The organism is Enterococcus sp. AZ188 (assembly GCF_050544075.1).
Lineage (GTDB): Bacteria > Bacillota > Bacilli > Lactobacillales > Enterococcaceae > Enterococcus_D > Enterococcus_D entomosocium.
The window spans coordinates 577,806-604,115 of sequence record NZ_CP172943.1 but is presented as its reverse complement, the minus strand read 5'-3'; the positions used below and the strand labels follow the sequence as shown (position 1 = coordinate 604,115).

The 26,310-nt window shown below is 41.9% G+C and carries 23 protein-coding genes; 8 read left to right on the top strand and 15 right to left on the bottom strand.

All coding sequences use genetic code 11. The features are described 5' to 3' along the window. Nucleotides 1-232: 232 nt before the first annotated feature. Nucleotides 233-757 (bottom strand): hypothetical protein, encoded by a 525-nt coding sequence (locus tag IGI86_RS02780; RefSeq protein WP_430617730.1) that lies wholly within the window; start codon nucleotides 755-757, stop codon nucleotides 233-235. A gap of 954 nt (nucleotides 758-1,711) precedes the next feature. Between IGI86_RS02780 and IGI86_RS02775 the strand changes: the two genes are divergently transcribed. Further along, on the top strand, nucleotides 1,712-1,900 hold the full coding sequence (locus IGI86_RS02775; RefSeq protein ID WP_005227564.1) for a hypothetical protein: 189 nt from the start codon (nucleotides 1,712-1,714) through the stop codon (nucleotides 1,898-1,900). Nucleotides 1,901-2,313: 413 nt separating this feature from the next. Here the strand turns inward: IGI86_RS02775 and IGI86_RS02770 are convergent, their stop codons facing one another. Continuing rightward, a complete protein-coding gene (locus IGI86_RS02770) occupies nucleotides 2,314-3,240 on the bottom strand; it encodes a LacI family DNA-binding transcriptional regulator (protein ID WP_008377949.1) in 927 nt (308 codons plus the stop codon). A 225-nt stretch (nucleotides 3,241-3,465) separates the two neighbouring features. Continuing rightward, nucleotides 3,466-4,473, bottom strand: a complete 1,008-nt coding sequence (locus IGI86_RS02765; protein ID WP_430617729.1) for an AraC family transcriptional regulator — start codon at nucleotides 4,471-4,473, stop codon at nucleotides 3,466-3,468. Between the two features lie 174 nt (nucleotides 4,474-4,647). Between IGI86_RS02765 and IGI86_RS02760 the strand changes: the two genes are divergently transcribed. Together IGI86_RS02760 and IGI86_RS02755 are read left to right on the top strand one after the other, a co-directional pair. Continuing rightward, nucleotides 4,648-6,984 (top strand): family 78 glycoside hydrolase catalytic domain, encoded by a 2,337-nt coding sequence (locus tag IGI86_RS02760; RefSeq protein WP_430617728.1) that lies wholly within the window; start codon nucleotides 4,648-4,650, stop codon nucleotides 6,982-6,984. Beyond that, the gene (locus IGI86_RS02755) at nucleotides 6,977-8,191 is read left to right on the top strand and encodes an MFS transporter (protein WP_430617727.1); all 1,215 of its coding nucleotides are present in this window, start codon (nucleotides 6,977-6,979) and stop codon (nucleotides 8,189-8,191) included. Before IGI86_RS02760 ends, IGI86_RS02755 begins: the two co-directional genes overlap by 8 nt. Nucleotides 8,192-8,269: 78 nt before the next feature. Here IGI86_RS02755 and IGI86_RS02750 read toward each other — a convergent pair whose 3' ends face one another. The 4 genes from IGI86_RS02750 to IGI86_RS02735 form a co-directional block, all read right to left on the bottom strand. Continuing rightward, nucleotides 8,270-10,627, bottom strand: coding sequence for an HAD-IC family P-type ATPase (locus IGI86_RS02750; protein ID WP_430617726.1), 2,358 nt, complete (start codon nucleotides 10,625-10,627; stop codon nucleotides 8,270-8,272). A gap of 365 nt (nucleotides 10,628-10,992) precedes the next feature. Further along, a complete protein-coding gene (locus IGI86_RS02745; protein ID WP_430617725.1) occupies nucleotides 10,993-11,724 on the bottom strand; it encodes a class I SAM-dependent methyltransferase in 732 nt (243 codons plus the stop codon). A gap of 274 nt (nucleotides 11,725-11,998) precedes the next feature. Next, nucleotides 11,999-12,511, bottom strand: coding sequence for a ClbS/DfsB family four-helix bundle protein (locus tag IGI86_RS02740; protein ID WP_005232023.1), 513 nt, complete (start codon nucleotides 12,509-12,511; stop codon nucleotides 11,999-12,001). 27 nt (nucleotides 12,512-12,538) lie between these two features. After that, the gene (locus IGI86_RS02735) at nucleotides 12,539-12,955 is read right to left on the bottom strand and encodes an effector binding domain-containing protein (RefSeq protein ID WP_086372615.1); all 417 of its coding nucleotides are present in this window, start codon (nucleotides 12,953-12,955) and stop codon (nucleotides 12,539-12,541) included. A gap of 93 nt (nucleotides 12,956-13,048) precedes the next feature. On the opposite strand from IGI86_RS02735, the gene IGI86_RS02730 reads away from it, so the two are divergent. From IGI86_RS02730 to IGI86_RS02720, 3 genes are all read left to right on the top strand, one after another. Continuing rightward, nucleotides 13,049-13,957, top strand: a complete 909-nt coding sequence (locus tag IGI86_RS02730; RefSeq protein WP_034878067.1) for a helix-turn-helix transcriptional regulator — start codon at nucleotides 13,049-13,051, stop codon at nucleotides 13,955-13,957. After that, entirely contained in the window at nucleotides 13,947-14,516 is a 570-nt protein-coding gene (locus tag IGI86_RS02725) for a helicase (RefSeq protein WP_430617724.1), read from the top strand. The genes IGI86_RS02730 and IGI86_RS02725 overlap by 11 nt, the downstream gene beginning before the upstream one ends. A gap of 98 nt (nucleotides 14,517-14,614) precedes the next feature. Beyond that, the gene (locus IGI86_RS02720) at nucleotides 14,615-15,076 is read left to right on the top strand and encodes a GNAT family N-acetyltransferase (protein WP_430617723.1); all 462 of its coding nucleotides are present in this window, start codon (nucleotides 14,615-14,617) and stop codon (nucleotides 15,074-15,076) included. 122 nt (nucleotides 15,077-15,198) lie between these two features. Here IGI86_RS02720 and IGI86_RS02715 read toward each other — a convergent pair whose 3' ends face one another. Both IGI86_RS02715 and IGI86_RS02710 read right to left on the bottom strand, forming a co-directional pair. Beyond that, nucleotides 15,199-16,041 carry a class I SAM-dependent methyltransferase gene (locus tag IGI86_RS02715; protein WP_430617722.1) on the bottom strand — a complete coding sequence of 281 codons (843 nt, stop codon included), beginning with the start codon at nucleotides 16,039-16,041 and terminating at the stop codon, nucleotides 15,199-15,201. A 380-nt stretch (nucleotides 16,042-16,421) separates the two neighbouring features. Next, nucleotides 16,422-16,565, bottom strand: a complete 144-nt coding sequence (locus tag IGI86_RS02710; RefSeq protein WP_341873062.1) for a hypothetical protein — start codon at nucleotides 16,563-16,565, stop codon at nucleotides 16,422-16,424. A 502-nt stretch (nucleotides 16,566-17,067) separates the two neighbouring features. Here IGI86_RS02710 and IGI86_RS02705 point away from each other — a divergent pair. Both IGI86_RS02705 and IGI86_RS02700 read left to right on the top strand, forming a co-directional pair. Beyond that, nucleotides 17,068-17,559 (top strand): PH domain-containing protein, encoded by a 492-nt coding sequence (locus tag IGI86_RS02705; protein ID WP_034878068.1) that lies wholly within the window; start codon nucleotides 17,068-17,070, stop codon nucleotides 17,557-17,559. Further along, entirely contained in the window at nucleotides 17,549-19,018 is a 1,470-nt protein-coding gene (locus tag IGI86_RS02700; protein ID WP_429966990.1) for a PH domain-containing protein, read from the top strand. Before IGI86_RS02705 ends, IGI86_RS02700 begins: the two co-directional genes overlap by 11 nt. Before the next feature lie 112 nt (nucleotides 19,019-19,130). On the opposite strand, the gene IGI86_RS02695 is transcribed toward IGI86_RS02700, so the two are convergent. The 6 genes from IGI86_RS02695 to IGI86_RS02670 form a co-directional block, all read right to left on the bottom strand. Beyond that, nucleotides 19,131-20,093: a transketolase family protein gene (locus tag IGI86_RS02695; protein WP_429966989.1), complete on the bottom strand. Its 963-nt coding sequence runs from the start codon at nucleotides 20,091-20,093 to the stop codon at nucleotides 19,131-19,133. A gap of 3 nt (nucleotides 20,094-20,096) precedes the next feature. Next, nucleotides 20,097-20,954, bottom strand: coding sequence for a transketolase (locus IGI86_RS02690; protein WP_005232060.1), 858 nt, complete (start codon nucleotides 20,952-20,954; stop codon nucleotides 20,097-20,099). A gap of 22 nt (nucleotides 20,955-20,976) precedes the next feature. Beyond that, nucleotides 20,977-22,341, bottom strand: coding sequence for a PTS ascorbate transporter subunit IIC (locus IGI86_RS02685; protein WP_086299099.1), 1,365 nt, complete (start codon nucleotides 22,339-22,341; stop codon nucleotides 20,977-20,979). 16 nt (nucleotides 22,342-22,357) lie between these two features. Further along, entirely contained in the window at nucleotides 22,358-22,639 is a 282-nt protein-coding gene (locus tag IGI86_RS02680; RefSeq protein WP_005227537.1) for a PTS sugar transporter subunit IIB, read from the bottom strand. Then, the gene (locus IGI86_RS02675; RefSeq protein WP_430617721.1) at nucleotides 22,636-24,675 is read right to left on the bottom strand and encodes a BglG family transcription antiterminator; all 2,040 of its coding nucleotides are present in this window, start codon (nucleotides 24,673-24,675) and stop codon (nucleotides 22,636-22,638) included. The genes IGI86_RS02680 and IGI86_RS02675 overlap by 4 nt, the downstream gene beginning before the upstream one ends. A gap of 363 nt (nucleotides 24,676-25,038) precedes the next feature. After that, nucleotides 25,039-26,301 carry a PTS sugar transporter subunit IIC gene (locus IGI86_RS02670; protein ID WP_005232072.1) on the bottom strand — a complete coding sequence of 421 codons (1,263 nt, stop codon included), beginning with the start codon at nucleotides 26,299-26,301 and terminating at the stop codon, nucleotides 25,039-25,041. Nucleotides 26,302-26,310: the final 9 nt, after the last annotated feature.

Here is a 26,310-nt window from a genome sequence, read left to right as displayed (position 1 = left end):
CCTCATTTTATTTGTCCTTTTTTTGAATAAGTATTACATTCTAGTATAAAGTTTCACTTAGCTTCTTACAAGGACTTAAGGGAGATTTTGCATTCGATACATGCAAATAATTGTTAGCTATCATTGCAATGTGTTCCCCATTGTTCACTACTATTCCTAGTAATCAAGAAAAATAGTGGGAAAAAATAGTAGAAAAATTCCTTCTGAAACAAGTTTTATTGCTTTTCTTGATTCATTCAGCCAAAAGGGTTTGAAGGACTTTTTCAATACGCTTCACTTGTTTTTCATTGAAGTGGGACAGCCATTCTTGATCCGCAAGTAAACGCTGAATCTCTTGCTGAAGGTCTTTGTATCGACTGGCTTCCTTGATGTTTTCAGTCATCTTCAAGAAATTACTAATTTTTTCTCCTTTAGGCAGCAGTACATACTCTTGCTTGATCCCTTCAAACTTGTCTTCATGATCAATCACCAAAAGTTGACTGATCAAATCATGAGCGATCCACCGATGATAGGAGTTTTTATGGGTATGCAAGGCCCAGATCCGTTCCCATTCATCATAAATCAGCTCAGGGTTTTTAACGGCTACTTCTTTAATGATCAAATAACTATTAAAATACTCATTGATATGATTTTGACCATCAACGATATTCTCCACTAGCCTCTCTCTTATCTTTCGATCATCGATCGCCGTTTGCACAAACGGTTGGGGATCAAAGGATGTTGTCTGGAAATGACCTGCGATTTCTGGGTAGTCCATGCTTTCACCTTCTTTAAAAATTATAAGATTATTTTACAGGTTTGAACCTCTAAGTTTATTTTAACAGAATCTATGTGCGAAAAAAGTGGCTTTTATATTCCCCTTCTTTTATCAATCATCCATTCTGATAATGTAGGTAGACTAACGCCACTTTGAATATCATACTTTTTGGAAAACCCAATTTAAAATTGAAAACAGCTGGAAAGAATCCTTTCGATCCTTTATCCACTAACACTGCTATCTATTGATTTCTTCCGTTCGTCTATTGAGCGCTAGGAAAAGTGCAAGCTTCCTTTTATATCCTTTTCTGAAAGGAGCCCTTCACAAGAGAACCTGCTAGCAACTACTTTCTCGTTAAATTCCCAATGTCACTGACACAAAAAAGGAAGTCCCGCGTTCGGGACTTCCTAACGTTCTTTTCTCTTCAAATACTATTTCACGCATAGCTGCGAGATGCTGGATCACGCGTCCTTTCTCCGAATACCTCGGTCGGTAGGCATTTTGATCCATTGTTCTGGTGGACGCTTTCTGATTTTTTTTGGTGCAAACATCAGTTGAATAGTTCTTTTGACAAAGTTATTTCGGTATACGTTTTCCATAACTTCCACGCCCTTTTCAATTGATTTAGGAAGCGGTGACGTCGATCCTTCTTCCTATTTTTATTATAAGCCCCAATCCGGTACAAAACAAACAATTCAGCTGCTGTTTTCTCCCATTCGTTTAGATGAAATCTGTGGTTGCTGCTAAAAAAAGAGGTACATATTCTTGAATAAAGTTCAATAAGCCACCGCATATTTATTGAAAAAAATAATGAAAAATTGCAGAAAAAAATCGAAACTACTCGAGACAAACGCCAAAGGGCTGTGTTTTTGAATGAAAAATCGTTTCACTTTACTTTTTCTTAAATTTTAATTATTATTCTTTTGAAATAAGAATAATGAAGGAGATAAAAACATGGAAAAATACCAAGTGTTCCCTGGTCAAAACTATCAGGCAAATGTTATTGGCTTTACCGGTTTACAAGAAGTTAGTGTGATTCATGTTTACGAAAATACTGCAACTGTTCTAATCAAAGAAACAGCTGAAACAGGTGTTGCTAAGCTATGTAATTTTCTAGTTGGTGCCACACAATTAGTTAGTTGATCCTCTTTTATTAACCAAAACATGAGGAGCCATTTGCCATCCAACATGTTGTAGGAAAACGATTTGAAAGTAGTCCTTTGTGAGCTTGCTCTTTTCCTATTCATCAATTACAGCAGTATTTTTATTTATCTACTCAATATCTCTCTACTTTATATATAAATAGTGTTAGAATGAACAAAAGGAAACGTATCAGGCTTCCCCCAAGAGAATCTTCCCCAAGTACTCTTGTCTGATACGTTTCCTATTTTTGTGGCGAAAAAGCCACAGACCAATGGTAGCCCTTTACTCTGTGAAAAGCAAGCATTCAAAATTGATTTTTTCTTTATTTTTTTATTTTATCTCCTCAAATTCCCTTTAAAAATCAGGCAAAAACACACCTCTCGTAATAAGGTGTGTTCTTTTTTTGACAATGATTATTCACGAATAATAAGTTCATAAGGCAGAATGATCTGTTCTTGTTTTCTTTCTTGAAACAAGCGAAAGGCTTCTTTGCCGCACTGATTCAGATGAAACTCAACGGAAGAAAAATGCAGCATTTGACTGATAAGCAGGTTTTCTTGTCCAATCACGATGGGTGCTGTCCCGTGGGAGTATTGATTCAAAATCATTGCTGCGATTTCGTCTCCATTTGTGATCACCCCATCGATTCCTCGTTCTTTAAAAAAGGCTGCTGCGGAAATCCCGTCTTGTGCTTTGATACAATCCCAATAAATATCGGCTTCCGAAAAAGCAGGAAACAGCTCCTTGGCTTTTGCGATGGTATTGACTGAATTGCAGCTAAGCCGTTTGCTGCGCCCGAGCGTCAGTCCCAAACGTTTTACGCCTTGTTCTTTTAAATAATTGATACTAGCTGTCACAGAGCCGACCAAGTCGATCGCAACGAAAGGAACAGCAGTACCGGTCGAATTTTCACAAAAAACGATCGGTCCTTTTTCCATGTAGGGATAAAACGTCTCGATATGATTTGCACGGGTAATAACGATCAATCCGTCAAACCCTTTTGCAGCGAATTCTTCTAGATATTCTAGTTCCAATTTCCGATCAAAATTGGTCGGCAATAACGTCACTTTGTATTTTTTAGCAAAGGCTTCTTCCATAATGCCATTTAGAATCCCATCAAAAAAGGCGTGATTGACAAACGGCACGATGACCCCAATATTATAGGTTTTCCCCGAGCTGAGCTTTTGGGCGATCTTATTCGGTTTGTAATCCAGTTCTTCCATCACCGCCAAAATCGCTGCTCGCTTTTGCTCATCGACATAAGGATGGCCATTGATCACACGAGAGACTGTCGTGATCGAAAAACCAGTGATTTTGGCTATATCGCGTATCGTTGCCATTTCCTTCATTCCTATCTGTTTGTTTTACGATTGACCTAAGTCTACCATAGAAAATTTACTGATTCACTTTCGATAAATTTTCTGAAAAGGTCCTTTGGTTGATTGTACGGTATGAAACGAGTTTCATAGCAAGACTATTGCCACATTATTTTTTCTTTAACTACTACATAGCATACGAAAAAACTGCTCAACATTTCTAGAAGAGCAGTTCTCTTTGATAAACGCTCAATTCATTTCTCTAAACTGCTTTGGTGAACTGCCCGTTACTTTAAAAAAATAGCGATAAAAATTACTCAAATCCCCATAGCCGACGAGCTCAGCAATCTCTTGGATAGGTAAGCTGGTTTGTCTTAAATAGACTTTTGCTTTGCTGATTCTCATCTCCAATACTAACTGAGAAAAAGTTTTTCCCGTTTTATTTTTTAGAATACGCGCAATTTGCCGCTGACTATAATTGAACTTGTTGGTTAAATCGACAATAGAGACTTCCGCAAAATGAGTCTGCAAATATTGAAGCATATCGATTGTTTCTGACTCCTCTCCTGCTTCAGTATCTAGGCTGACTTGATTGGTTTGAAACCCTCTTAAAAGCTTGATAAAAAAGGTATCGAGAATGTTCTTCAGCATTCTTTGAGAATAGCCATCCGTTTTGTTGATCTCTTCTGTCATTAATAGAATGTCGTCCGTCAGCCCTGCTGTGGGGAGTGTATGAAAATAAAGAAATCGCTTGCTGTTTTCATAAAGCGCATTCAGGAAGAAGTGCGACAAAATATCTTTATCCTCTAATAACCCAAAGAAAGAAGCGTTGAAGGTGCTCTTGCGAATTAAAATATTGACTGCTTCCAAGCCATCTGAAAATCCACTGATTGCGTGGATCGTCCGTGGTGCAATTACTACAATGTCCCCTTCCTTCAATTCATAGGTCTGATTTTCAAAAAAATTATAACAGCTACCTTTTACCACATAGATCATCTCGAAAAATTCATGTGCATGATAATTTGCTGGTAGATAGCGAATGTGTTTGATCACTTGAATGTCAGCATTTTCTTCGATCAAGTAGTGCTCCGAGAGTTCTGGTCTGAATTCCGCGAAAATTTGTTCTAGGATCAGTCGTTTGCTAGAAGCTAAATTTTTGGGAATGACTTTGTCATGAAACGGTACCTGGAGTTCTAATTCTGGGCAAGCCAAATAAACCTCTTTTAATGCTTTTTCAAGAATCGTTAGTGTCGCCATTGTGAAATCCTCCAATGTCTTTTTTTACTAATCGGGTTGGCAATAATAGCTAAGACACAAAAAAGAATAGCGCTTACAATTTAGGTATCAAAAACTTAGTAGTAATACTAACAAGCCATTAAAAGAATTGCAAGCTTCATTTAGGGCAAATTTTGAAAGAAAGAAGGACCGTTTATGACAAAAAATTGGCAAGCGACTTGGATCGAACCGCAGCAAGAGCCAACTCGAAAAGAACCACCATTCAGTTTGGCGGATATGTTTTCAGGAAAAAAAGTTGTGCAGGATCCCCCCGAAGAAAGGTTACTCCCACCACATTATTTGAAAAAAATATTCACTATTGAAAACAAGTCTATCAAACAAGCATCCCTTACGATGACGGCACATGGCATCTATCAAGCAAAAATCAATGGACAAGCGGTGTCAGAAGCATTATTTGCGCCAGATTATACCTCTTACACGCAGTATCTTCAATATCAGACCTACGATGTGACTCACTTGTTAAAAGAAAAAAATGTTTGGTCGGTAACGTTAGCTGATGGCTGGTACGCCGGCAGGGTCAGTGTCAGTGGCGGCAGTGCTCAATTCGGTGATCGACTAGGTATCTTAGGAGAAATCGAAATCCACTATACCGACGGTACGCATGAAATCATTGTGACCGACGAAGATTTTTTTAGCAGCCACGGCAAATACGTCTACAGTGATCTTTTCATTGGTGAAAAACAAGACTTACGTTTAGAAAAGGAAAACTGGGAAACCGATTTTGACCTAACTGGATTTACGAAAGTGTCAAAAGCAGATTATGGCTTCGACCATTTGACTCCTCAAAGAGGACCGCAAGTCAAACGTCAAGAAAAGCTTGCAGCAAAGGGTATTTGGTGGGAAAAAGACGCAGTGATCGTAGACTTCGGCCAAGTGATCGCAGGTCGCGTCCAGTTACAGATTCCATTGGCTGATGGACAGGAAATCACCATTGAGCATAGCGAAGTGCTCGATCGGGAGGATCATTTTTTCAATAATATCGTTGGTAGAAACAAAGACCAAAAAGATGTGTTTATTGGCAATGGCCGTGAAGCCTGGCTAGAGCCTGACTTTACCTTTCACGGATTTCGCTACATCAAAATTGACGGGCTTGACGTCCTGCCAGATAAACAGTCTGTTTGGGCATACGCCATTTACTCTGATATGAAAACAACCGGCTCTTTTACTACATCCAATCCAAAAGTAAATCAGCTGATCGAAAATATTCAATGGAGTCAAAAAGGGAATATGCTATCGATTCCGACAGATTGTCCACAACGGGAACGGGTCGGCTGGACAGGTGACATTCAAGTGTTCGGTCCAACAGCAACATTCTTTATGGATGTTTATGACTTCTTAGGGCGGTGGCTAGACAATGTCCGCTTGGAGCAACAAGCAGATGGACAAATCGTCGACTATACCCCTGCCCCCCGAGATTATTTTAAAGGAGAGTCACTCACTGGTTCTTTGTCTTCTGCTGGTTGGGGCGACGCAATCGTTTTACTTCCTTGGACATTGTATCAACGGTACGGCAAGTTAGAGATTTTAGTCGAAAATTATCAAGCCATGAAGCGCTGGCTCTCCTTTAGTCGAAAAAGCGCCGCTGGGGACAAGACGGATGACAAACAGTATTTATGGGATACAAAGTTTCATTTTGGTGACTGGATGTTTCCTAGCTTCATGATCGGTAAGGACGCTAAAGGTCCGATGGAAACAGCATTCGTCACGAAAGACCTTTTCGGTACGGCTTTTCTAGCACATTCTTCTCAACTTTTTGCTCAAATCAGCCAGCTACTGGATGAAGAGGAAGAAGATTGGAGTGATTTTAGTCATAAAGTAAAAGCAGCTTTTCAGAAATATTACTGGCGCGATGATCACCTTACCGCTGATTTTCAAGGAAGCTATGTGATCGCACTGGCGTTTGATCTTTTAGACGAAACAGCGTCAAAAGCTGCAGCAGCAAGGCTAACCGAGCTGATTATTGCAAACAATTATTGCTTAGACACTGGCTTTTTATCCATCCCTTATCTCCTTGACGTTCTTTGTGATTATGGCTATCAAGAATTGGCACTGAAGCTCTTACTACAAGAGGAATGTCCTTCTTGGCTTTACGAAGTCAATCATGGGGCAACCACGATTTGGGAGTCATGGGCATCGATTCAACCTGATGGTACAGTCTGTAATTTTTCTTTCAACCACTATGCATTTGGTTGTGTTGGGGATTGGCTAGTGAGACGTTTGGCAGGATTGCAAGTAACAGAACCCGGTTTTACTTCTTTTACAATTTCACCGCTTGAGCAAACCGCGATCTCAAGCTATCACTTGAATTATACAACCGCATACGGTGACATTGAAATCGAACGGAGCAATGACCAATTCCATTTAAGTGTGCCACAAAATACGAAAGCAATCTTCCAATATGGAGAGACCTCAAAAGATTTAACATCTGGAAAACATCATTTAACGATTAAAGGAGAGAAAATATATGAGTAAATTGAGGTTAAAAATCGGCATCATTAGTCTGAGTTTTATGAGTATGAGTGCCTTAGTTGTGACTAATGCTTACAGTGCCATTATTGCTGATTTTCCTAATGAACCGATTGCGAAGATTCAAATGATCGGTACGATCCCTAGTTTAGGGTCTTTGATTACCACCCTATTCGTAGGAATATTAGCGATGAAATGTCCAAAAAAAATCTTAGCTCTCTTCGGAATCCTTTTAACAGCTATTGGAGGATTAGTCCCTATCTTCTTTCATTCAAGCATCAATCTCCTATTGGGGTTTGCGCTTATTTTGGGCATTGGGATTGGTTTTATGAATACACTCAGTCCTATGTTGCTCTCAGAGTACTTTGAAGGAGAAGAACGAGCCGGCTTAATGGGTATCGGAACAGCAATTACTTCGTTAGGCTCCGTTGTAATGATGCTGGGTGGCGGTTTGTTAGGTGCCTCAAATTGGCAAAATACCTACTATATTTTTCTAATAACGATCCTGATTTTCTTATTGTTACTAGTGAATCTGCCTATGGATAAAATTCCTAAACAAACTGCAACTGACAAAAAGAACCAGTCAACCTCAGCCCCCATTGATGTTTTAAAATCAATGAGTAAACTGATTTTTGTTATTGCAGGACTCGCATTCTTCATGTCATTTATTTACACAATTTATCCAAGTAATCTCTCTATTTTGATCAACCATAAAGAAATTGGCGGTACAAGTACGACTGGATTAGTCAATGCAATTGGAACAGTCGGTGGGTTCATTGCCGGCTTCAGTTTGAAATACATCAATCGTGTGACAAAAGATAAAACACTTGCATTAGGATTTCTATCGTTAGCTTTGACGTTTCTGATCAGCCGTTTTTCTTCAACGGTACTGACCATGTCGATCGGTGCTATTCTCTCAGGATTTGCTATGGCTATGGTTATGGCTACCATTCCTTACTATATCTCATTGAAGGCACGACCTTTTGAGATTGCAATTGCTATGTCAGTGTTCCAATTTTTGAACTCACTGGGCGGTATTTTCTCGCCTATAATCCTGAGTTGGTTAACGATTAATCCGGGTGAACAAGCCTTTTTATTCGGTGGAATTGCTTGCGTAATCCTCAGTCTGATCGTCTTAGTAACCAATATCGGCAAACGCGCATTGAATCAAGCTCCCCTAGACAAGGATTCTCTTTCACAAGTACAGTCTTAATAAGATGATTTTCTAAAGCTCCTCTTTGCAAAAAAAAAGCCTGAAATGATGGATAACAATCATTTCAGGCTTATTCTATTAGTTTTGCACTTTCTGCAGCGCTCGTTTCTTCGTATACCTTCGCATCAGTAACTCGATGCCCTTATCCGCAAAGCGTTGCATATAGGCGGAAAAATTCAACAAGGCAATCAAGAGAATGAGGTTGAGATAGCTGGTATTGCCTAGGTTAAATAAGTCACGACCGACGATCAAGGCAGCAAAGTACAAGATCTGGGTGCTGAAAAAAATCATCGTTCGATAGCTGTTGATCGCTGGATAGACTTTTTTCTGGATCAAGCGATAGTTCCAAGCGGTAAAAATAATGCTCATGATCGATAGAGCTTTGCTGCTACTGTTGAACCAATAGCCAAAGTTGATGATCAGCAGAGTTCCTACCGTAATCGTCAATGCTGTTGGAAAAGCATTTTTGAAAATCGTTGTCATAAAGTCCCCTTTGATCCGATTGAAGTCTGGTTCAAAGTTTAAAAAGAAGGTCGGAATGCCGACAAAGCAGGCATTGATGATTGTTAATTGGATCGGCTCAAAAGGATAGGTCGTTCCTGATAACAACGTCCCCATAGTGATCATGATGGAGAATAAGACTTGCACTAGCACCAATGAACCTGAGCGAGTAATGTTATTGATTACTCGGCGGCCTTCATCCATGACCGATGGCAAAGCATCGAATTGATTTTCCAAAAGCACCAAATTTGATACTTGGCGCGCAGCATCGACACCGGAAGCCATCGCGATGGAGCAGTCGGCTTCTTTCAGCGCCAAAACATCATTGACGCCATCGCCAGTCATCGCGACAGTATGCCCTTGTTCTTTCAAGAAGAGTACCATTTCTTTCTTTTGTTGCGGCGTCACTCGACCAAAAATCTGATAGTTGCTGACAGCTTCTTTTAATTCGGCTGCAGTTAATTTTGATACATCGATAAAATCAGCAGCCCCTGGTAGATTGACTTTTTTCGCGATTTGACTGACTGTCACTGGATCATCGCCAGAGATGATCTTGCATTGGATTGCTTGTGAACGAAAATACTCCAAGGTCTCTTTGGCATCTTCACGGATCGTGTCTGACAGTAAATAAAATCCTAACGGTTCAATATCCGTCGGCAGTCCTGCCTCCTCATAGCCTTGCGCACTGTGCGCCAAAACGATCACCCGGTAGCCTTCTTCTGCCAGCTGTCTTTCCTGTTTTAAGACAGCTTCATGGTTGGTTCCCAGTAAAATCGACGCAGCTCCGATGAAATAAGTGCCTTGCCCTTCAAACGTGACGCAACTGAATTTGCGGTCAGATGAAAAGGGGACGACTTGCTGCATCTGGTACGTCGTTTTTTCTGAAAAAAAGGTTCGTAGCGCCATTGCCGTTGGGTTCTGATCGGGTAGCTGCGCCATTAAGTTGCCGGTGATTTCTGCCAACGGTGTTTCCGATTGAAAGGAAATCGTCTTTTCCACCGTCATCTTGCCTTCGGTGATCGTGCCGGTTTTGTCTAAGCAAAGAACATCGACCCGTGCCAAAGCATCAATGCAGTTCAATTCCTGCACCATCACTTTTTTGCGCGCCAGGTAGACGGCACTGATGGTCAATGTGACACTGGTCAATAAAAACAAACCTTCGGGGAACATCCCTACAGCTGCCGCCACCGTCCGTAAGATGGCGGTGTTGAAAGCCGCATGAGAGAAATAGAACTGTTTGACAAACAAGAGGGTACATAACGGTACCAAAATCAAGCTGATCCAACGAATGATTTTATTCAAACTGCCTTGGATCAAGTATTTTTGTCGTTTGATGGTCTTGGCTTCTTTGTTGATTTTTGCGATATAGTTATCAGCGCCTACGTGGATCACTTGGCACAACGCTTCACCAGCAGTGATAAAACTGCCAGAAAACAACTCGTCTGCCGGCTGTTTGTGGATCGTATCCATTTCACCAGTCAGCAAGGATTCATTGACTTCTAAAGATCCTTGAATGACTTTGGCATCCGTCGGCACTTGATCCCCGCTTTTCAGTCGTAACACATCATCCATTACGAGTTTGTGGATCGGCAATTTCTCCAGCTTACCATCCCGATAAACATCGGCTTTGGCAACTTTTAGCAGTGCCAGCTTATCTAGCGTTCGTTTGGAACGAACTTCTTGAAAGAGATTGATGATCACATTGCTGAAGACAACAAAGACGAACAAACCGTTTTGATAAGAACCGGTCAAACAGACGAGAAAGAATAGGACACAGTTGATTAAATTGAAAAAGGTAAAGATATTGGTAAACAGGATTTTCGGGTACGTATTCGTCGTATCCTTTTTTGTCTTATTGACTTGACCGCGCTGCACCCGCGCCTTGACTTCCCCTGACGTTAAGCCAATGGTTTGGTTGTTTTCGATGATCCTCACCCTTTCTAATCATAGTCATTTACTTTTCGTTTGCTGAATATTCAGCAAACGTGCATCGGACTAGGTAATGGTCTTGCGTTTTTTCTATAAAACCAATTGGCGGCGATTGCGTAAGTTACGCCATCATCTATCGGCTTTTTTCCGTAAAAAACAAGTACTGTCTAAAATATAGCACACCCTTTTAAGTAATGGCGTTTCATTTTTGTCACCTTCGCGTCACTTTAGCAATTAAAATAACAGTTTATTTTGTTAACTCACCCCACTACACATCAAGTGATCACAGGCTTCATCGGTTGTTTCTTACGATGACACAAAACAAAAAAACAGCTGATCTTCACAGATCAACTGTTTAACAATTCTTTAAGTCAGCTTTTTCTAGCAGCTACTAGCAGCATCATTGGTCGGCGCATTTCGTCTTTCATTCCCGGTACTTCCAGTAATTCTTTTGGCGGCTGCGGCTCAATCACTTTTTCTAAAATGAAGCCGTTTTGCAATAAGGTCATTAAATAGGTTGTCAGGGTACGATGGTATTTCGTCACCGTTTCACCTAAAAATTGCGCTTCCCGCTTGCCTTCATAATAGTAATGATCGACTGGGAAATGCTGGATTCCCCCCTGCCTATCATACTGCCAATCTTGCGATCCTTCCGCAGTATAAACCGGATGCTCCACCGAAAATACGAGTACACCACCAGGTTTCAGCCAGACCGATATGCTTTTGATCAATGTTTCGAACGTTGCCACATAGTGAAACGCCAATGAACTTAAAACAACGTCTATTGTGGCTGGAGGAAGTGTCACTTCTTCCATTGCGACACATTGATACGTTATTTTCGGATCAGGGTGCCTTTTCTTGGCCTCCTCGAGCATCCGTTGAGATATGTCAGTTCCTAGTACTGCTGCCGCTCCATGGTTTACAGCATATTGGCAATGCCATCCATACCCACAACCTAGATCAAGCACCTGCTTCTTTTTAAAATCCGGCAACATTTGTTTTAGCGTCTGCCATTCTCCAGCTCCTTGCAGGCCTTTTTGTGAACGAGTCATTTCACTGTATTTAGTAAAAAACGTTTGGTCATCATATTTGTTTTCTTTCATCATTTGTTCCTCCCATGTAAATCGTTTTTTGCTGGTCTTGATCTACATGGGCTTAGGCAATTTTTTGGGAAATAATGCCACCACACATCAGCTTTTTCCTCCTTGCTCTGATTAACGCCATCATAGCACGATTTTCAGTCTCTCACAATTGATAGCAAGTCGCTGGCGCTTCTTTGCCATTGTTTCTCAATAAACCGTTTTTTTATGTACAGCAAAAAATCACACTATGAAAAGGGTGTGATTTTCCTGTTCGATTCATTCATTTCTCTATTGATCAATGCAGTGCTTCCTTTTTCCATTTTCGGATTTTCGTTCGGAAATTGGTAAAGGGTGCTACTGTATTGATATGGATCCATTTATAGACTGGCCACTGTGCTTTGGTGGTTGCCCAATCCCGTTGCCCTGCTTCAAACAATTCCTGATCGGATAAGCCCTCGATCCACTGGCAAAGGGCCGTCACTTTTTGGTCTAAGAGCTCTTGCTGCTGTGCTAAGGTCAAACTGCCATATGTCTGATAAAAGGATTGATACAATCCGCCAAGGTTGTTCCATTTATACCCTTCAGCAGGTGTGTGAACGCTCATCCCTTGTTGTTCCTGTGCTTCCCATGACAATAACAAACTGACCCAGCCGATTTGGTAAGACAAGTTTTCTGAAGGCGTCTTATCGACCCCAGCTGTTCGCTGATTTCGTAACGCTTCGGGAATTTCAACAAATTCTTGGCGAAATTTTTGGTAACGTTCTGTGATCTCTTGGATCAAGTCTGCTTTGCTTTCGTACTGTCTCATTGACTGTCCTCCTATTCAGGAAAATGGTTACTCTTTGTCGCTTTCTTCAATGGCGATAAAAATCGTTACTTCGCCGTCTGGCGCATACTGTTCAAAATCAAAGGAATACTTGCGCTGTAGCTGCCGGTTTTCTTCCTCTGACCAGATTTGACGCCAAGTAGTCAGAATGCCCTGCGCATCGCGCCGATCGATCGGATACTTTTTCCAAGTAAATTTGTCTGTATCAAAGTCTTCTTGCTCCGTTTCTTCGCAACAAAGCGAAACGGCATAGTCTCCTTGATAGTTTGACTCATACCCGTGGTAAACGCAAGCGATGACTGTTCCTTTTTCTGCGGCTTTCTTGACCGCCTCGCTGTTTTTCTCCCATAAGCCAGTGATTTTTGCTTGAATCGCTGGATCAGTAAAATTATTGGTTCTTTCCGTTGCCATTATCGAAAATTTCATTGGAGTTCCTCCTTCTTTGTCTTTATGATACGATAGAAACCTAGACACCTTCTGTCAGTGTTTTATCATCTTTTTATAAAAGGAGTAACCCCAGTGAGCACGACACGCCTGTTCGGCCTTATCTACCACCTGTTGAATCATGAAAAAGCAACCACTTCTGAATTAGCCAAACAATTTGAAGTCTCGACTCGCACCATCACAAGAGATATCAATACCCTAAGCAGTATTGGCGTACCCATCTATACCGAAACGGGTCGAAATGGCGGCGTCTATTTGTTAAGCAGTTTTGTATTGGATAAAGTGTTATTATCAGAGGAAGAACGGAAAAACCTGCTTTTGGCGTTGAAAGGGATTCGCCAGTTGACGCCACAGATCAGCGGAGAATCATTGGCAAAACTGCAATCCTTATTCCAGCAAAACGATGCAGACTGGCTAGAAGTTGATTTTTCCACTTGGCATCGGCGAGAAAACGGCAACGACACGTTTGATTTATTAAAAAAGAGTATTTTAACGAACCACGTGATCACCTTTGACTATATCAGTAAACAGGGACCGCAAAAACGCGTCTGTCAGCCTTACAAACTGCTTTTTCGTTCGCAAGCATGGTATCTGCAAGCCTTCGACCAGCAAAAGAATGCCTTTCGGACATTTAAAATCAGCCGTATGAGTCAGGTCCACGTCACTGAACAGCATTTTTTTCCGGTCACTGCGCCTAATTCTGCCATTGAATTGACTGTTGACACCTATCCCGCTCGTCTATTCTTTCAAGCCGACGTTCTTTATCGGGTATATGATGAGTTCGATCATCAGGATATTACTTTGACGGAGGAAGGCACTGCTGTGGTTACCGTTGATTTACCCGAGGAAAGCTGGGTGGTGCCCTATTTGTTCTCTTTTGGAAAAAGCCTACGCATTTTAAGTCCCCCTCGACTAAAGAATCGTTACCAAGAAGAAGTTGCTGCGATTTATGCCAATTTGACTGAGAACGAGGGTGCGAACTGATTTTTCAAGAAATGGATCCCTATTGAAAGGAGTGTTTGATTTGAAAGAAGTGATCGTAGACTATGGCGGGGTTTCGCTAGCCCGCCTTTGCCAGCAGTTGGAAGAACAGCAGATTCACTTAAACGCGTATGCCAACCAGCTCTTGCGCCATCCCCACCTCTCCCTCAGTGCCGATAAACAGCGTACTACTTGTGTGATTGTTTCCCTTAAAGAACTGGGACTCACACAAGGTGGCTCGTTGACGGAGATTTTTGCAGCTGCACCTTCTTATGGACTGACCGATTGTACATTGGAAATGGCCTTACACTTTCGCCTCAGTTATCATCAACTGGCAAATAGCACCGGACTGAAATCCCAAGGAAAAGCGCCAGCTGCCGCAATCACGATCGCTTCTATGCCTTTGGAGAAAACCGATGATTTCCCCAAAGGACTCTACGTTCGCCGCATCGATGGTTGTGACTGGTTGCGAGGCTATACTTGCGATGCACGCCACCAGTTTGCACCGGATGACCTGTTTTTGTTTCAACGACGAGACCCGCTGTCAGAGACCTTCAACTGAAGGGGGAACAAATAGTTACCAATCAAGCGTCCCCATTTCCCCTTACTGCAATCATTCTGCAAGATAGGGAGAATCCAAAAGGACGAAAGGAGAAATAGATGAACTTAATACCAATGAAAGACAGCGACTACGCTGCCTACTTAGCCAATGCTGTTTTCGAATACGCCAATGACAAAGTCCAAGCAGGCACATGGGCCAAAGACGAGGCCCTCTCCCTCGCCAAAGAAAGCTTTGCTTCTTTACTTCCTCAAGGGACTGCCACTGAAAACAATCACTTGTTTTCTTTATTTGCAGCTGATTTTAGTGAACCGATCGGGGTGATTTGGATCAACACAGCTGCCCAGAAAGCCTTCATCTATGACTTTATGATCGAGGAAGACCAACGAGGAAAAGGCTATGGCACCAAAGCGTTACAAGCTTTGGAAAAGTGGGCGATCCAGCAAGGCATCACTGAGATCGGCTTGCACGTTTTTGCCCATAATCAATCTGCGTATCAGCTATACAAAAAAATGGGCTATTTGGAAACAGATATTACGATGGTTCGACGTTTCGCTGAATGAGTGGTGTTGAATAGTCCCAATCATTAGTACGAAAAAATTGATCGATCAGTTCCGAGCCAAACAAAAAGAAACGACGAAAAATCGTCGTTTCTTTTTGTTTCTATTTACAGAAAACTATTCTTTCAGATAGGGAATGGTTTTTTCAGTAGCATCGCCATTGTCGAGCCTTCTTCGCTATAAGGACTACCTTTGACATCGCCAAATACCTCACAGATATCAAAGCCTGCAGCCTGAACTTCCCTCAGCAATGCATCTTTTGTAAAATAGGTCGTCCATAAGTAATAATTTGTGGTCTCACCTTCTGCTAAAATCGTTGTTTGCTCCAGCAAGACGTGATCAGGATATTTCCATCGTTGATATAGCACAAGATGGGGCTCCCCCCGCCAAAACCCTTCTGATTCGTGACTTTCCCAGGTCTGCTCTTCATTAAGCGTTAAAAACTGTGCAATCGTAAATACATCGAACAAAAATCTGCCACCCGGTTTTAGATGCGCCAGCACATTTTTTAGCAGTAGTTTGCGTTCCTCTGGATTTAAGGCACCATAGTCGCAATAAATCAAGGTAATAAAATCAAATTGCTGAGGCAATGCCATCTCCAAATAGTTATCAAATAGATAGGTAATATTTAGTTCCCGCTTATTCGCAGAATCTCTCGCATAGGTAAGGGATCTTCTGGAGTAATCAACGCCTGTCACTTCATAGCCCAGCGCTGCAAATTTTTCCGCGTAGATCCCTGGTCCGCAGCCGATATCAAGAAGTTGCGTCTGTTTTTCTGGCGGAACAAGGCGACTGATCCATCGAACGGATTCGTTGATAAAGTCAACCTTTCTACTAGCTCCCTCAAAATCAGGATCCAAATGAGCCTTTAACATTTGCTTGGAAATATACGCATCGTCCCAAAACGCCTCTGCCATTTTTTTATAGAGCGGTGGCCGCTCGATTGCCTTTCTCAATTCTTGGTACATCTTATTTTCCCCTTTCAAAATAATTGAAAAACAAAAAAGACCGCAGATTTCACTCTGCGGTCAACCTTCAAACGATGAAGATCGAAAAGCGAAGAGTAAAATAAAATCAATGATAGGCACTTCAAATAAAACTGCATGCAGTCAATTTTTTGCCTATGAAATTGATTTTATTTACTCTTTTCCAGTCCTACCCCTGTTAACGAAGGAATAACAGCAGATAGGCCGGAGCCATCACCTTTTTCTCTTGTTTTTCTGCTTTTAGTTTAGAAGGCGCTAGTCGATTTGTCAATGGGAATCGCCTGCTTTCCTTCGATAAAAGAAGTTCTTACTGCAATTCACACCTTGCCTAACAAAAAAACTGCATCAAACTACGTCTTTGCTTACTGTCGCCTGCTGATTTTTTCAACAGGAAGCTGGATCTCAGTCAGCCCTTCCTCTTCACTTTCTTTATTCCAAATACCATCAATATAGCTTTCACGAAAAGGCACTTTGATTCGATAGCCGTTGTTTTCAACAAACTGGATAACTGCAGCATAGGCTTTCGGAAATTCTGCATAGGCTCCTCTATGGACCGTACAAACTGCTTCTGGTACTTCTTCTATCTGCCACTATCTTGTGATGTATAAGAAACAGCCCCCCTCACTTTATCTCCACCAATCCTATTGGTCAAAAATAGTACGACCAGCGGTATTCCAATACCAAAAAGGTCAGTTGATCAATTGTTTTGCGTCCATTGATTTCTTTTGACAGCCCAGCAACCTCGATCATTTTCTACAGAAATCGCCCTATTCTACTAAAGCATACTGGCTCCTCTTGAGGGAGAGTCAATAGCAGATTCGCTTTTTTCATGACGAACAAACTCATGCTCATTGGTTAGCCAAACGTGGCTTTTTCTTTTTTGTACCTATTCGCATCAATATTTAAATCACAATTAACTATTTTTAATTCCTAACCTTGTTTTTTTCTTCTATCTCCACTATATTTGTGGGTAACCCTATTTATTTCTATGTAGAGAGGATGTTTCCCTTGAATTATCCCTTATTAAATGAACAAATGCCTCAAACCATCATTCGTGTTTGGCGGTTGCGAAGGATTACGTCACTGATTATTTTCAGCCTGATTTTCGCTGCTTCTTTTTGGTTTCTAGCCACGCAAAACTGGCTGCATTTCTGGGTGATCACGCTTTGGTCAAGCTTATTGGCGCTGACTTTGATCAGCCATCTGCTTTCTTTTGTGCTAATGAGCTACCGTTACAAATTCCATCGCTACGAGATCCAAGAAAATGATATCGCCATTCAACACGGCTATCTATTCCGCAGCACCACGTATATTCCGATCCGCCGAATCCAGCATATCGAAACAGACCAAGGGATCTTTTTGCGAAAATACTCCTTAGTCTCCTTACAGATCCATACGGCTGCCACCAACCACACCATTGAAGGCCTACCAGTGGCGCAAGCCGAACGCTTGCGAGAAACCATTATGACTTTAGTCGAGGTGGTCAAAGATGATCTATGAAAAACAACGACTGCCGTTGCTGTGCATTGGCCTTTACTGGTTCAAAAATTGCAAAAATTTTCTGGTACTAGCGTTTCTGCTTGTATTCAAATTATTCAACGACGCCCCTTCTTTGCCGATGATTCTGGGCGGCATTCTGCTATTTTTACTGGTCTGTCTGATTTTTGCGGTACTGTCTTACACCCGCTTTACCTTTCAAATCGATCAAACAAGTGTGCTAGTCAACAAAGGACTCTTTATCCAAAAACAAACGATTTTGCCGTTTGAACGCATCCAAACGATTCAAGAGAATCATTACTTTTATTTACGTCCGTTTAAACTAGCTGAAGTGAAGCTGGAAAGCGCCGCAAGTTCAAGTGGCGAAGCCGAAATTCTTTTCCCAGCATTGCCGCTGGCTCTCATTGCCTCCATCGAAGCGTCAAAAAAAGCAGCTGCGACACCACAAGAGCCGACTGCCCAAGCAGCTAGTGGAGAAGAACCAACCAATAATTACGCTACTGTTTTTTCGGGTGAGGAAACAGCAAATCCGCCGTTAGAAACATTCACTTTGAAATTCAAGGAGATTTTCTTGTTTTCTATCACTGATTTTTCTGTTTTCACCTTGGTTCTAGTCATCGGCTACAACGTGATCGACAACATTCCCAATCTCTTTACCTATGCATCGGAATTGCAACAACTCGGCCTTTTATTAGGTGCTGCGCTTTTGCTAGGACTGCTGATTTTGTTTTTCTTCCTTGCGATCGCTAGAAATCTTTTCCGCTATTATGGCTTTACGGTGGAAACGAACCAACAACAGCTGCTGATCACGCAAGGCTTGTTTTCTAAACGACACCAAACGATTCCCCTCGCTAGGATCCAAGGGCTAAGTGTCGAACAAAATCTTTATCGCCGAATCTTTCATCTAAGCTCCGTCAAGTTACTGCTGGCTGCTGGCAGTTCTTCAGAAAGCGATGATACGGTCTATCTGTTCCCCATTTTGAAAGAGGCGCAGCTGACCGAAACATTGGCCCGCTTTTTACCTGAATGGTCGTTTCAACAAACCGCTCTAGTGAAAAATCCGCGACCCAACTTTTGGTACTTTTGCCGTTGGCCACTGCTTATCGGGCTGCTTGTTGTAGGAATCTCCGCCTTCTTTTTCTGGTGGTTAGCGCTGATTTTCTTCGTGTTCTTTGGCTCCTTCGTGTTATCAAGCATCTGGCGGGGCAAAATACAAGGGTATCAATTTTTAGATAACCATGTATTGTTGTGTCAAACGATTCGCGGCTTAACAAAGGTGACCGCTTATCTGAAGAAAAATAAAATCCAAGATTTCACCGTCACCACGACGTATTGGCAGCACAAAAAAGGTCTGGGCAAGTCACAGTTGACCATCAAAACCGAAGATACCTTCACCGAAAGTAAGCTTTTCTACTTCCCATTAACCGAAGCAGAAAAGTTACGGCGCTGGTTTTTGTCGTAGTTCATAAAAAAACGTCAAACAGCAGAACTGACGCGTTGTTTGACGTTTTTTGCAAGTCCTGAAATAAATGAGAAGGAAGCACCAACCATTGATTCGTTGATGCTTCCTTTTTCTATCCCTTGACCTTCCCCTCAACGATTTGCTGCTTGATTGAAGCAGCATCTAAGCCATATTCTTTTTGCAGGAAATCGGGTGTGCCGACTTGGCCAAATCGTTCGTTGACACCAATACGTTTTAAGGGGACAGCACTGCCAGTTTCAGCAAGCACTTCGGCGACGGCACTCCCTAGTCCACCGGTGATAGAATGATTTTCGATGGTGATGACTTGCCGTTTTCCCTGAACTTCGCGGATGATCAATTCTTTATCGATCGGTTTGATGGTGAACATGTCGATCACTTCGCAGCTGATTCCTATTTCTGCTAATTCTTCTGCCACTTGCAGTGTTTCAGAAACCAGTTGGCCACTGGCAATCAACAACAGTTCATCGCCTGGTCTTAAAACATTGCCTTTTCCTAGTTCAAAGGTCGAGCCTTTTTCATAAATCGTCGGAACCGCTTTCCGATTGCCTCGTACGTAATGAATGCCGGATAATTGGCTAAAGGTGTTTATGATCCATGCCATTTGGACTTCATCCGCTGCATCGCAGACGATCGACTGGGGAATCATTCGCATCAAAGCCACATCTTCCCATGTCGTATGGGTGCCGCCGTTGTGCCCGACTGCAAACCCTGGATCAGAACCGTAAATATTGATCGTATTGCCGCCATAGCCGCCAGAAATAAACAACTGATCGAATACCCGACGCGTCGCAAATGGCCCAAAGGTGTGGATAAAAGGTGTATAGCCAGTTAAACTCAAGCCAGCCGCAACGCCAACCATATTGGCTTCCGCGATCCCCATGTTGATAAAGCGTTGGGGATGTTTGTTGGCAATCGCTGTCCAGCCGCTGGCAGAGCCAAGGTCGGCATCCAACGCAACTAGCTGGTTATTTTCATCCATGAGTTCCACCAATGTGTCAACGACACATGTTCGCAGCTCTTTACCAGCAGCAGTGGTTTTGCTTAATGTAAACATGCCTTAGCGTCCTCCTTCGATTTTTATCGTCAATTCTTTGATTGCCGCTTCTGCCGCTTGATTGATTTCATCCGTGGTAAACTTCACGGAGTGATTGGCATCTAATTCTTCAAAGAAAGGAATGCCTTGTCCTTTCACGCTGTCCAAGACAATGCAAACCGCTTGGTCTTCGATCGCTTTGCAGCGCTCGATTGCCTCATCAATGGCTTGCATGTCTGCTCCTGGAACTTTTTCTGTATAAAAGCCAAATGCAGTCATCTTCTGCTGGATGTCAAAGGGATCAAGAATGTCTTTGGTTGGCCCATCTAGCTGTTTTTTATTGTCATCAATAATGACGATACAGTGATTCAGTTTGAAGTGGGCAATGTATTGGAAGGCTTCCCAGCACTGTCCTTCATTTAGTTCGCCGTCCCCGACGATCAAATAAACAAAATTGTCCTTCCCTGCCAAGCGCAGACCCGTCGCGATCCCGGCAGCCATTGAAGTCCCCTGCCCCAGTGAACCTGTGGTGGCATCAACCCCCGGCGTTTTCCAGCGATCCGGATGGGAAGGCAGTCTCGTGCCGCCCTCATTGATCGTCCATAACCACGACCGATCAAAATAGCCCGTATTTGCTAATGCGCTGTACAGTGCGGCGCCAGCATGTCCTTTTGATAAAACGAGTCGGTCACGATCCGCCCACTGTGGATCTTGTGGATTGACCCGCAGCTGTTTGCCGTACAAAACGGCTAATAATTCAACAATTGAAAAGGAACCGCCCAGATGGCCTTGCCCCATTTTCTTGATGCTGCAAAGGGTATCTAAACGAATCTTTGCCGCTAATCTTTCGAGTTCGTGGTATTCTTGTTCACTGATTGCCACTATTTATCCCTCCATCCTCTATTTATTCAGAAACAGATTTTGCCCGGCTGTTTTTCTTGAAAATCGTCAATCCGATCAAGACCGCGACTACCGCAATTATCCCTGAGAAGATGGCGATTTGACCGCCCATATTGGCTAAGTTTCCTAGGAAGATCCCTGCAACTCCATAGTCGGTATCAGAGAAAGTTGATCCTTGGAACCCAAGATCCCCCATGACTGGCATCAACAAGATCGGCATGAAGCTGATAATGATCCCATGAATAAAGGAACCAATCACGGCGCCTCGCACACCACCCGTTGCATTGCCGTAAACACCTGCTGTTGCGCCACAGAAGAAATGGGGAACGACACCTGGAATAATAACGGTTGTTCCTGTGAAGACCATGATGATCAAACTAACGATCCCACCGACAAAGCTGGTTAGAAAACCAATCAGAACAGCATTTGGCGCATAAGGAAAGACGATCGGGCAATCCAATGCAGGAATCGCATTAGGAACAAGCTTTTCGGAAATCCCTTTAAAGGCTGGTACGATTTCTGCCAAAATCAGACGGACACCAGCTAAAATCACAAAGACACCAGCGGCAAACGAACCAGCTTGCTGCAACGAATAAATGATCGAGTTCGTGCCATTGCTAAGATTTTCTGTAATAAATTCACTCCCAGCAAAAATTGCTACGATCACGTATACAATAGCCATCGTAATCGTGATACTAACAGTAGAGTCCCGCAAGAAAGACAGGCCTTTCGGAAAATTGATGTCTTCGGTAGATTTTTCCTTATTGCCGACGTATTTCCCAATCAACCCGCTCAATGCGTAGCCGAAGTTCCCCGTATGCCCCAATGCGACGGAATCATTTTTAGTAATTTCTCGAGTAAACGGTTGTGCGATCGCTGGGAAAATCGTGTTACAGATCCCTAACGCTAAGCCGCCAAATAAAACTAGATTAAAAGTATTCATTCCAGTAACGCTCAAAATCACCGCAATCATGCAAGCCATATACAACGTGGCATGCCCAGTCAAATAAATGTATTTAAAGCGAGTGATACGGGCAATCAAAATATTGAAGGCCATTCCGGCTAACATAATAAGTGCGGTATAGGTGCCGTATGTCGTCAACGCTAGCGCAACGATCGCTTCGTTATTAGGTACGACCCCTTGCATGTTAAAGGCTGCTTGGAACATCTCCCCAAATGGCGCCAGAGAGCTTTCGATCACCCCAGCCCCGGCAGTGACCACGAGAAACCCAACAAAGGTTTTGATGCCCCCTTTGACGATCGTGGCAATGTCTTTTTTCTGCAGCACATTCCCCAAAACGGCGATCAGCGCAACTAAGATCGCTGGGGTACTCGCGATATCAACAAGAATATCTAAAAATTCGTTCATGACTGTCTACTCCTTTTTATAGTAATCCTTTTTCCTGACAAACGGCTTGAACCTTTTGCTTCAATTCATCGAGATCGATAATACTGTCTAACACCACGATCTCACCTAGATGCTGCGCACTATCGGCTAAATCGCCACCAACAAAGAAAACATCCGCCATATCGGGTGCGGCACTTCCTAAATCATAATGGGACACTTCCACACCTGAGACACCCAATTCATTTAAAACAGAATTGATATTCATCTCCACCATAAAACTTGATCCTAATCCTGACCCACACACTGCTGCAAATTTCATTTTTCATCTTCTCCTTCTCTGATCACTTCAATTATTTGATCCGCAGTGGTTGCGGAAAGTAACGCAGTTAGTTTTTCATTATTCGACAAAATTTTTGTTAAACTCGCTAACGCTTTTAGATGGAGCTCATTGTCAACCGCCGCCAAACATATAAACACTTGAATGGGGTGTTGCGGATCATCATTTAAAAGCACTGGCTCTTTGACTTTTAATAACGACATCCCGATCGCATTGACCCCATCTTCTGGACGCGCATGGGGCAAAGCGATGCCTTTTCCAATATGGATAAAAGGACCGTGATCTACCACTTTATTGATCATGGCGGTTATATACTGTTCCTCAATTTTATTGGTCTTTTTTAATGGCGCAGCAGCTTCTCGAATGGCTTCTTGCCAAGTCAGCGGCACCTCAGTAAATTGGATGGTTTCTGCTGTTAATAAATCTGATAACATCGGACGTTGGTCTTCCCTTCTATTCAATTCTCGATTGATTTTTCTTTGCAAAATTTTTCTCAGCTTTTGCTTACTGATGCCTGCTTTTAAATCAACATAGGGCAAAATCACTTCTAACACATCGTCAATGGAATGCAAACCAGTTTTTGAAGGAAAGAATGCCGCTTGTACGTTTCTAAGCAGTTCATCCTTCTCAATGGGCGTCATAATCGGATTGATCACATAACATGGTCGTTTGGTTTTGATCGGGGCACTGGAAAAAATCAGATCAATCTCGTCATTGAAACGAACATTTTCATACTCTTCGATCGAACGAGCCGGAAAAAAATGGATCTGGGGAAACAGTTCCTTTAATTCTGATTCCAAAATCAAGGATGAACTGATGCCGCTTGGGCAGACAACTAATGCATTCAATTGGAAGTAATCACGTTTGGCCTTTTGTTTACTGATTTCTCCACCAAACAAAATCGTAAAATAACCGATTTCTTCATCAGGGATCGTACCGACTAGGTCTTCTAAAGAACCCAGTGCTCGTCTCGTCAGTTCAAACAACTCATTGTATTGCAGCTTGATTTCTTCAATCAGTACATTCTCCAGTGGAAAACCGTAGCGGATTCGAAAATACGCCGGGACAAGATGATAGAATGTGTTCATCAAAAGGGTGCGATAGTCCACAAACTCGATAGCTGCCAGCCGTTCCATTTCATGAATGATCTTACTGGCACATTCCAATAAAAACTCTAATGAAGTATCTTCGATATCTCCTTGCAGAATCGTTTTCAACAGGATCGTTACATAAAGTTCTTCTGTTTTCCGATCTTTGATGGCAGGAAATTCTGCTAAAAACTGCTGACTAACTTGATGGACATGCAGCGACTGTAGCAGCGATGTTTCTGTCTCCGCTAAAGAAACAGACGTTTCTGCCATCCGAAAGGATAAATAATTAAGAAAATAAAGCATTTCTTCGAAGCGGCTCGGTACGATCACCAGATTGAAGGCAGTCAATGTTGCGGACAAACGATCTCTTATTTGAATATACATCGTTTTATTCTGCTCATAGATTCCCTCAAATAAAAGCAAATTCCCATTTTTCGTATTGGATAACGCACTGACTTTTCGAAAAGCAAGAGCGCGAATCTGATATTCCTCTCCCTCTAGATAAAAGCCATATTTTCGAGAGTACAATAGTTGAATCTTGAAAGCTGCAAGTTCCTCTCTGATCCCCTTTAAATCCTTCAAAATCGTATTTTTACTGACATAGAACAGCTCTTGAAACTGGTAGACGGATAAGTCTTTCTCTGCTGAAAAAGTCAGAAGATAAATCATGGACCGCCGCTCTTCTTCCGAAAAAAACAACGTGTTCTTCTGGACATCGAAAAGAATTTCCGGCCATTTTCGTTGAATCAGTGAAGGAATCAAAACTTCTCCCTCATGAATCATGATTCGTTGATTCAACCGCTGTTCAGTGATTTGATTGATTTTGGCAATCTCCGCCAAAAAATCCTCATCCCTCCACTTCGTCAAATCAAGAAACGCCTCAATATTTGGTTCTGAAAACAGATACGTCAATTTGAAATGAATCATATTTGCTACCCCCACCTAAACTATAGCTTGCACAAAATGAAATCGCCATCATTTCTCGGCACAACTGAAACTCCGTTTTTTTAAAACGATGGACCGAAGAGGAGATTTCAAGGATTACCATAACATCCAATAAAGTATTCGAGAAGGTTTTATTGATAGAAGCAAATGATAAAAAATACAACATTAAAAAAAGCGAATCATTTACTGATTCGCTTAGATAATGATGCTATTTGTTGTTTTATTATTGAAACTATCAGAATCATGAAGGACAATCGTCTTTTTTCCAATATACTTTTTTAAAGTTATTTTCTAATACCTAAAAATACTTATCTTAATGAATGATGGAAAATAGGCTTCTTCTATCTACTCACTTATACTCACAGGAATCGTTGTTCCCGTTTCTTGCGCCTCTGCGGTTTCATTTTTCACTTGCTGCTTTTCCAATATTTTGAAAAATGGCATATAAATAAAATATGAAATGAAAATCGATACAAAAGACCAAACGGCTGCTCCAATACTACCATTAGTAGCTAAATAAGGACCAATAATAGGAGGAATAGTCCATGGAACTTGAATAACAATCGGTCCCACTATACCAATATTCATTAAGATATACGTACCGATACATAGGACCATAGGCGTTGCTATAAACGGAATAAGCATTACAGGATTCATCACAATAGGCAAACCAAAAATAACCGGTTCATTGATACAAAAAATAGCTGACGGCAAAGATAATCGTCCAATCGACTTATACATCTTACTTCTGGAATGGAGCATATTTAACACTAGACCGAGTGTTGCTCCAGTTCCGCCTAAACACATAAAGACAATCCAAAATCCATCGGCAAAAACATGAGGTACTTCTGCACCACTTTGAAAAGCTGCCGTATTATCAGCAAGATAACTTAGGAAAACAGGGGTCGCAATTCCAGACAAAACATTGTCTCCGTGGATTCCACATATCCATAGCAAACAAACGAGAAGTGTGTATAACAGCATGCCTGGGAGTGTTCCCATCCCTTGCATTAAAGGTTGGAAAACAATAGTAATGATTTCATTGATATCAACCCCTAATAAAGTTCTGACGATCCATATAACGGTCAGAATAAATGCCCCTGGGATTAACGTTGCAAAAGAGGTTGCTACAGTGGGCGGCACACCTTCTGGCATTTTTATTACAATATTATGAGTGACAAACCATTTAAAAGCATGAGTGACAAATACCCCAACAATGATCGCGGTAAACATACCACTAGCACCAAAATTAGCCAAATTTATCGTCCAGTCATCGTTTAATGTTGCTAGAAGAAAGCCGATAGTTGTGAGCATCGAATTAGAAATAGCATCAACACCAAACTCTTTTCCTAAATGATAGCCTATGCCAATGGCAGATATCAGTCCAAGGATTCCGAACGTAACATTGACTGGTGCATTCAACTGCGGCCCCCAATTTGACACAAAATCCATCCATGACTGTATTGGAAAGTTACCAATGATTAGGAAGATACTTCCAACAATAGTAAAAGGAATCGTCATGGAAATCCCATTTCTTATAGCAACTAAGTGTTTACTATTGCCTATTTTCAGCAATATAGGCAATACCTTGTTCTCAATGACCTGCATCTTTTTTCC

Coding starts and splice junctions, on each gene's coding strand:
- IGI86_RS02715 (WP_430617722.1), bottom strand. CDS start 16,041: ATGTACCAAGAATTGAGAAAGGCAATCGAGCGGCCACCGCTCTATAAA.
- IGI86_RS02680 (WP_005227537.1), bottom strand. CDS start 22,639: ATGAAATTTGCAGCAGTGTGTGGGTCAGGATTAGGATCAAGTTTTATG.
- IGI86_RS02760 (WP_430617728.1), top strand. CDS start 4,648: ATGACAAAAAATTGGCAAGCGACTTGGATCGAACCGCAGCAAGAGCCA.
- IGI86_RS02780 (WP_430617730.1), bottom strand. CDS start 757: ATGGACTACCCAGAAATCGCAGGTCATTTCCAGACAACATCCTTTGAT.
- IGI86_RS02695 (WP_429966989.1), bottom strand. CDS start 20,093: ATGTTTACATTAAGCAAAACCACTGCTGCTGGTAAAGAGCTGCGAACA.
- IGI86_RS02700 (WP_429966990.1), top strand. CDS start 17,549: ATGATCTATGAAAAACAACGACTGCCGTTGCTGTGCATTGGCCTTTAC.
- IGI86_RS02685 (WP_086299099.1), bottom strand. CDS start 22,341: ATGAACGAATTTTTAGATATTCTTGTTGATATCGCGAGTACCCCAGCG.
- IGI86_RS02755 (WP_430617727.1), top strand. CDS start 6,977: ATGAGTAAATTGAGGTTAAAAATCGGCATCATTAGTCTGAGTTTTATG.
- IGI86_RS02675 (WP_430617721.1), bottom strand. CDS start 24,675: ATGATTCATTTCAAATTGACGTATCTGTTTTCAGAACCAAATATTGAG.
- IGI86_RS02670 (WP_005232072.1), bottom strand. CDS start 26,301: ATGCAGGTCATTGAGAACAAGGTATTGCCTATATTGCTGAAAATAGGC.
- IGI86_RS02735 (WP_086372615.1), bottom strand. CDS start 12,955: ATGAAATTTTCGATAATGGCAACGGAAAGAACCAATAATTTTACTGAT.
- IGI86_RS02740 (WP_005232023.1), bottom strand. CDS start 12,511: ATGAGACAGTACGAAAGCAAAGCAGACTTGATCCAAGAGATCACAGAA.
- IGI86_RS02720 (WP_430617723.1), top strand. CDS start 14,615: ATGAACTTAATACCAATGAAAGACAGCGACTACGCTGCCTACTTAGCC.
- IGI86_RS02770 (WP_008377949.1), bottom strand. CDS start 3,240: ATGGCAACGATACGCGATATAGCCAAAATCACTGGTTTTTCGATCACG.
- IGI86_RS02745 (WP_430617725.1), bottom strand. CDS start 11,724: ATGAAAGAAAACAAATATGATGACCAAACGTTTTTTACTAAATACAGT.
- IGI86_RS02775 (WP_005227564.1), top strand. CDS start 1,712: ATGGAAAAATACCAAGTGTTCCCTGGTCAAAACTATCAGGCAAATGTT.
- IGI86_RS02765 (WP_430617729.1), bottom strand. CDS start 4,473: ATGGCGACACTAACGATTCTTGAAAAAGCATTAAAAGAGGTTTATTTG.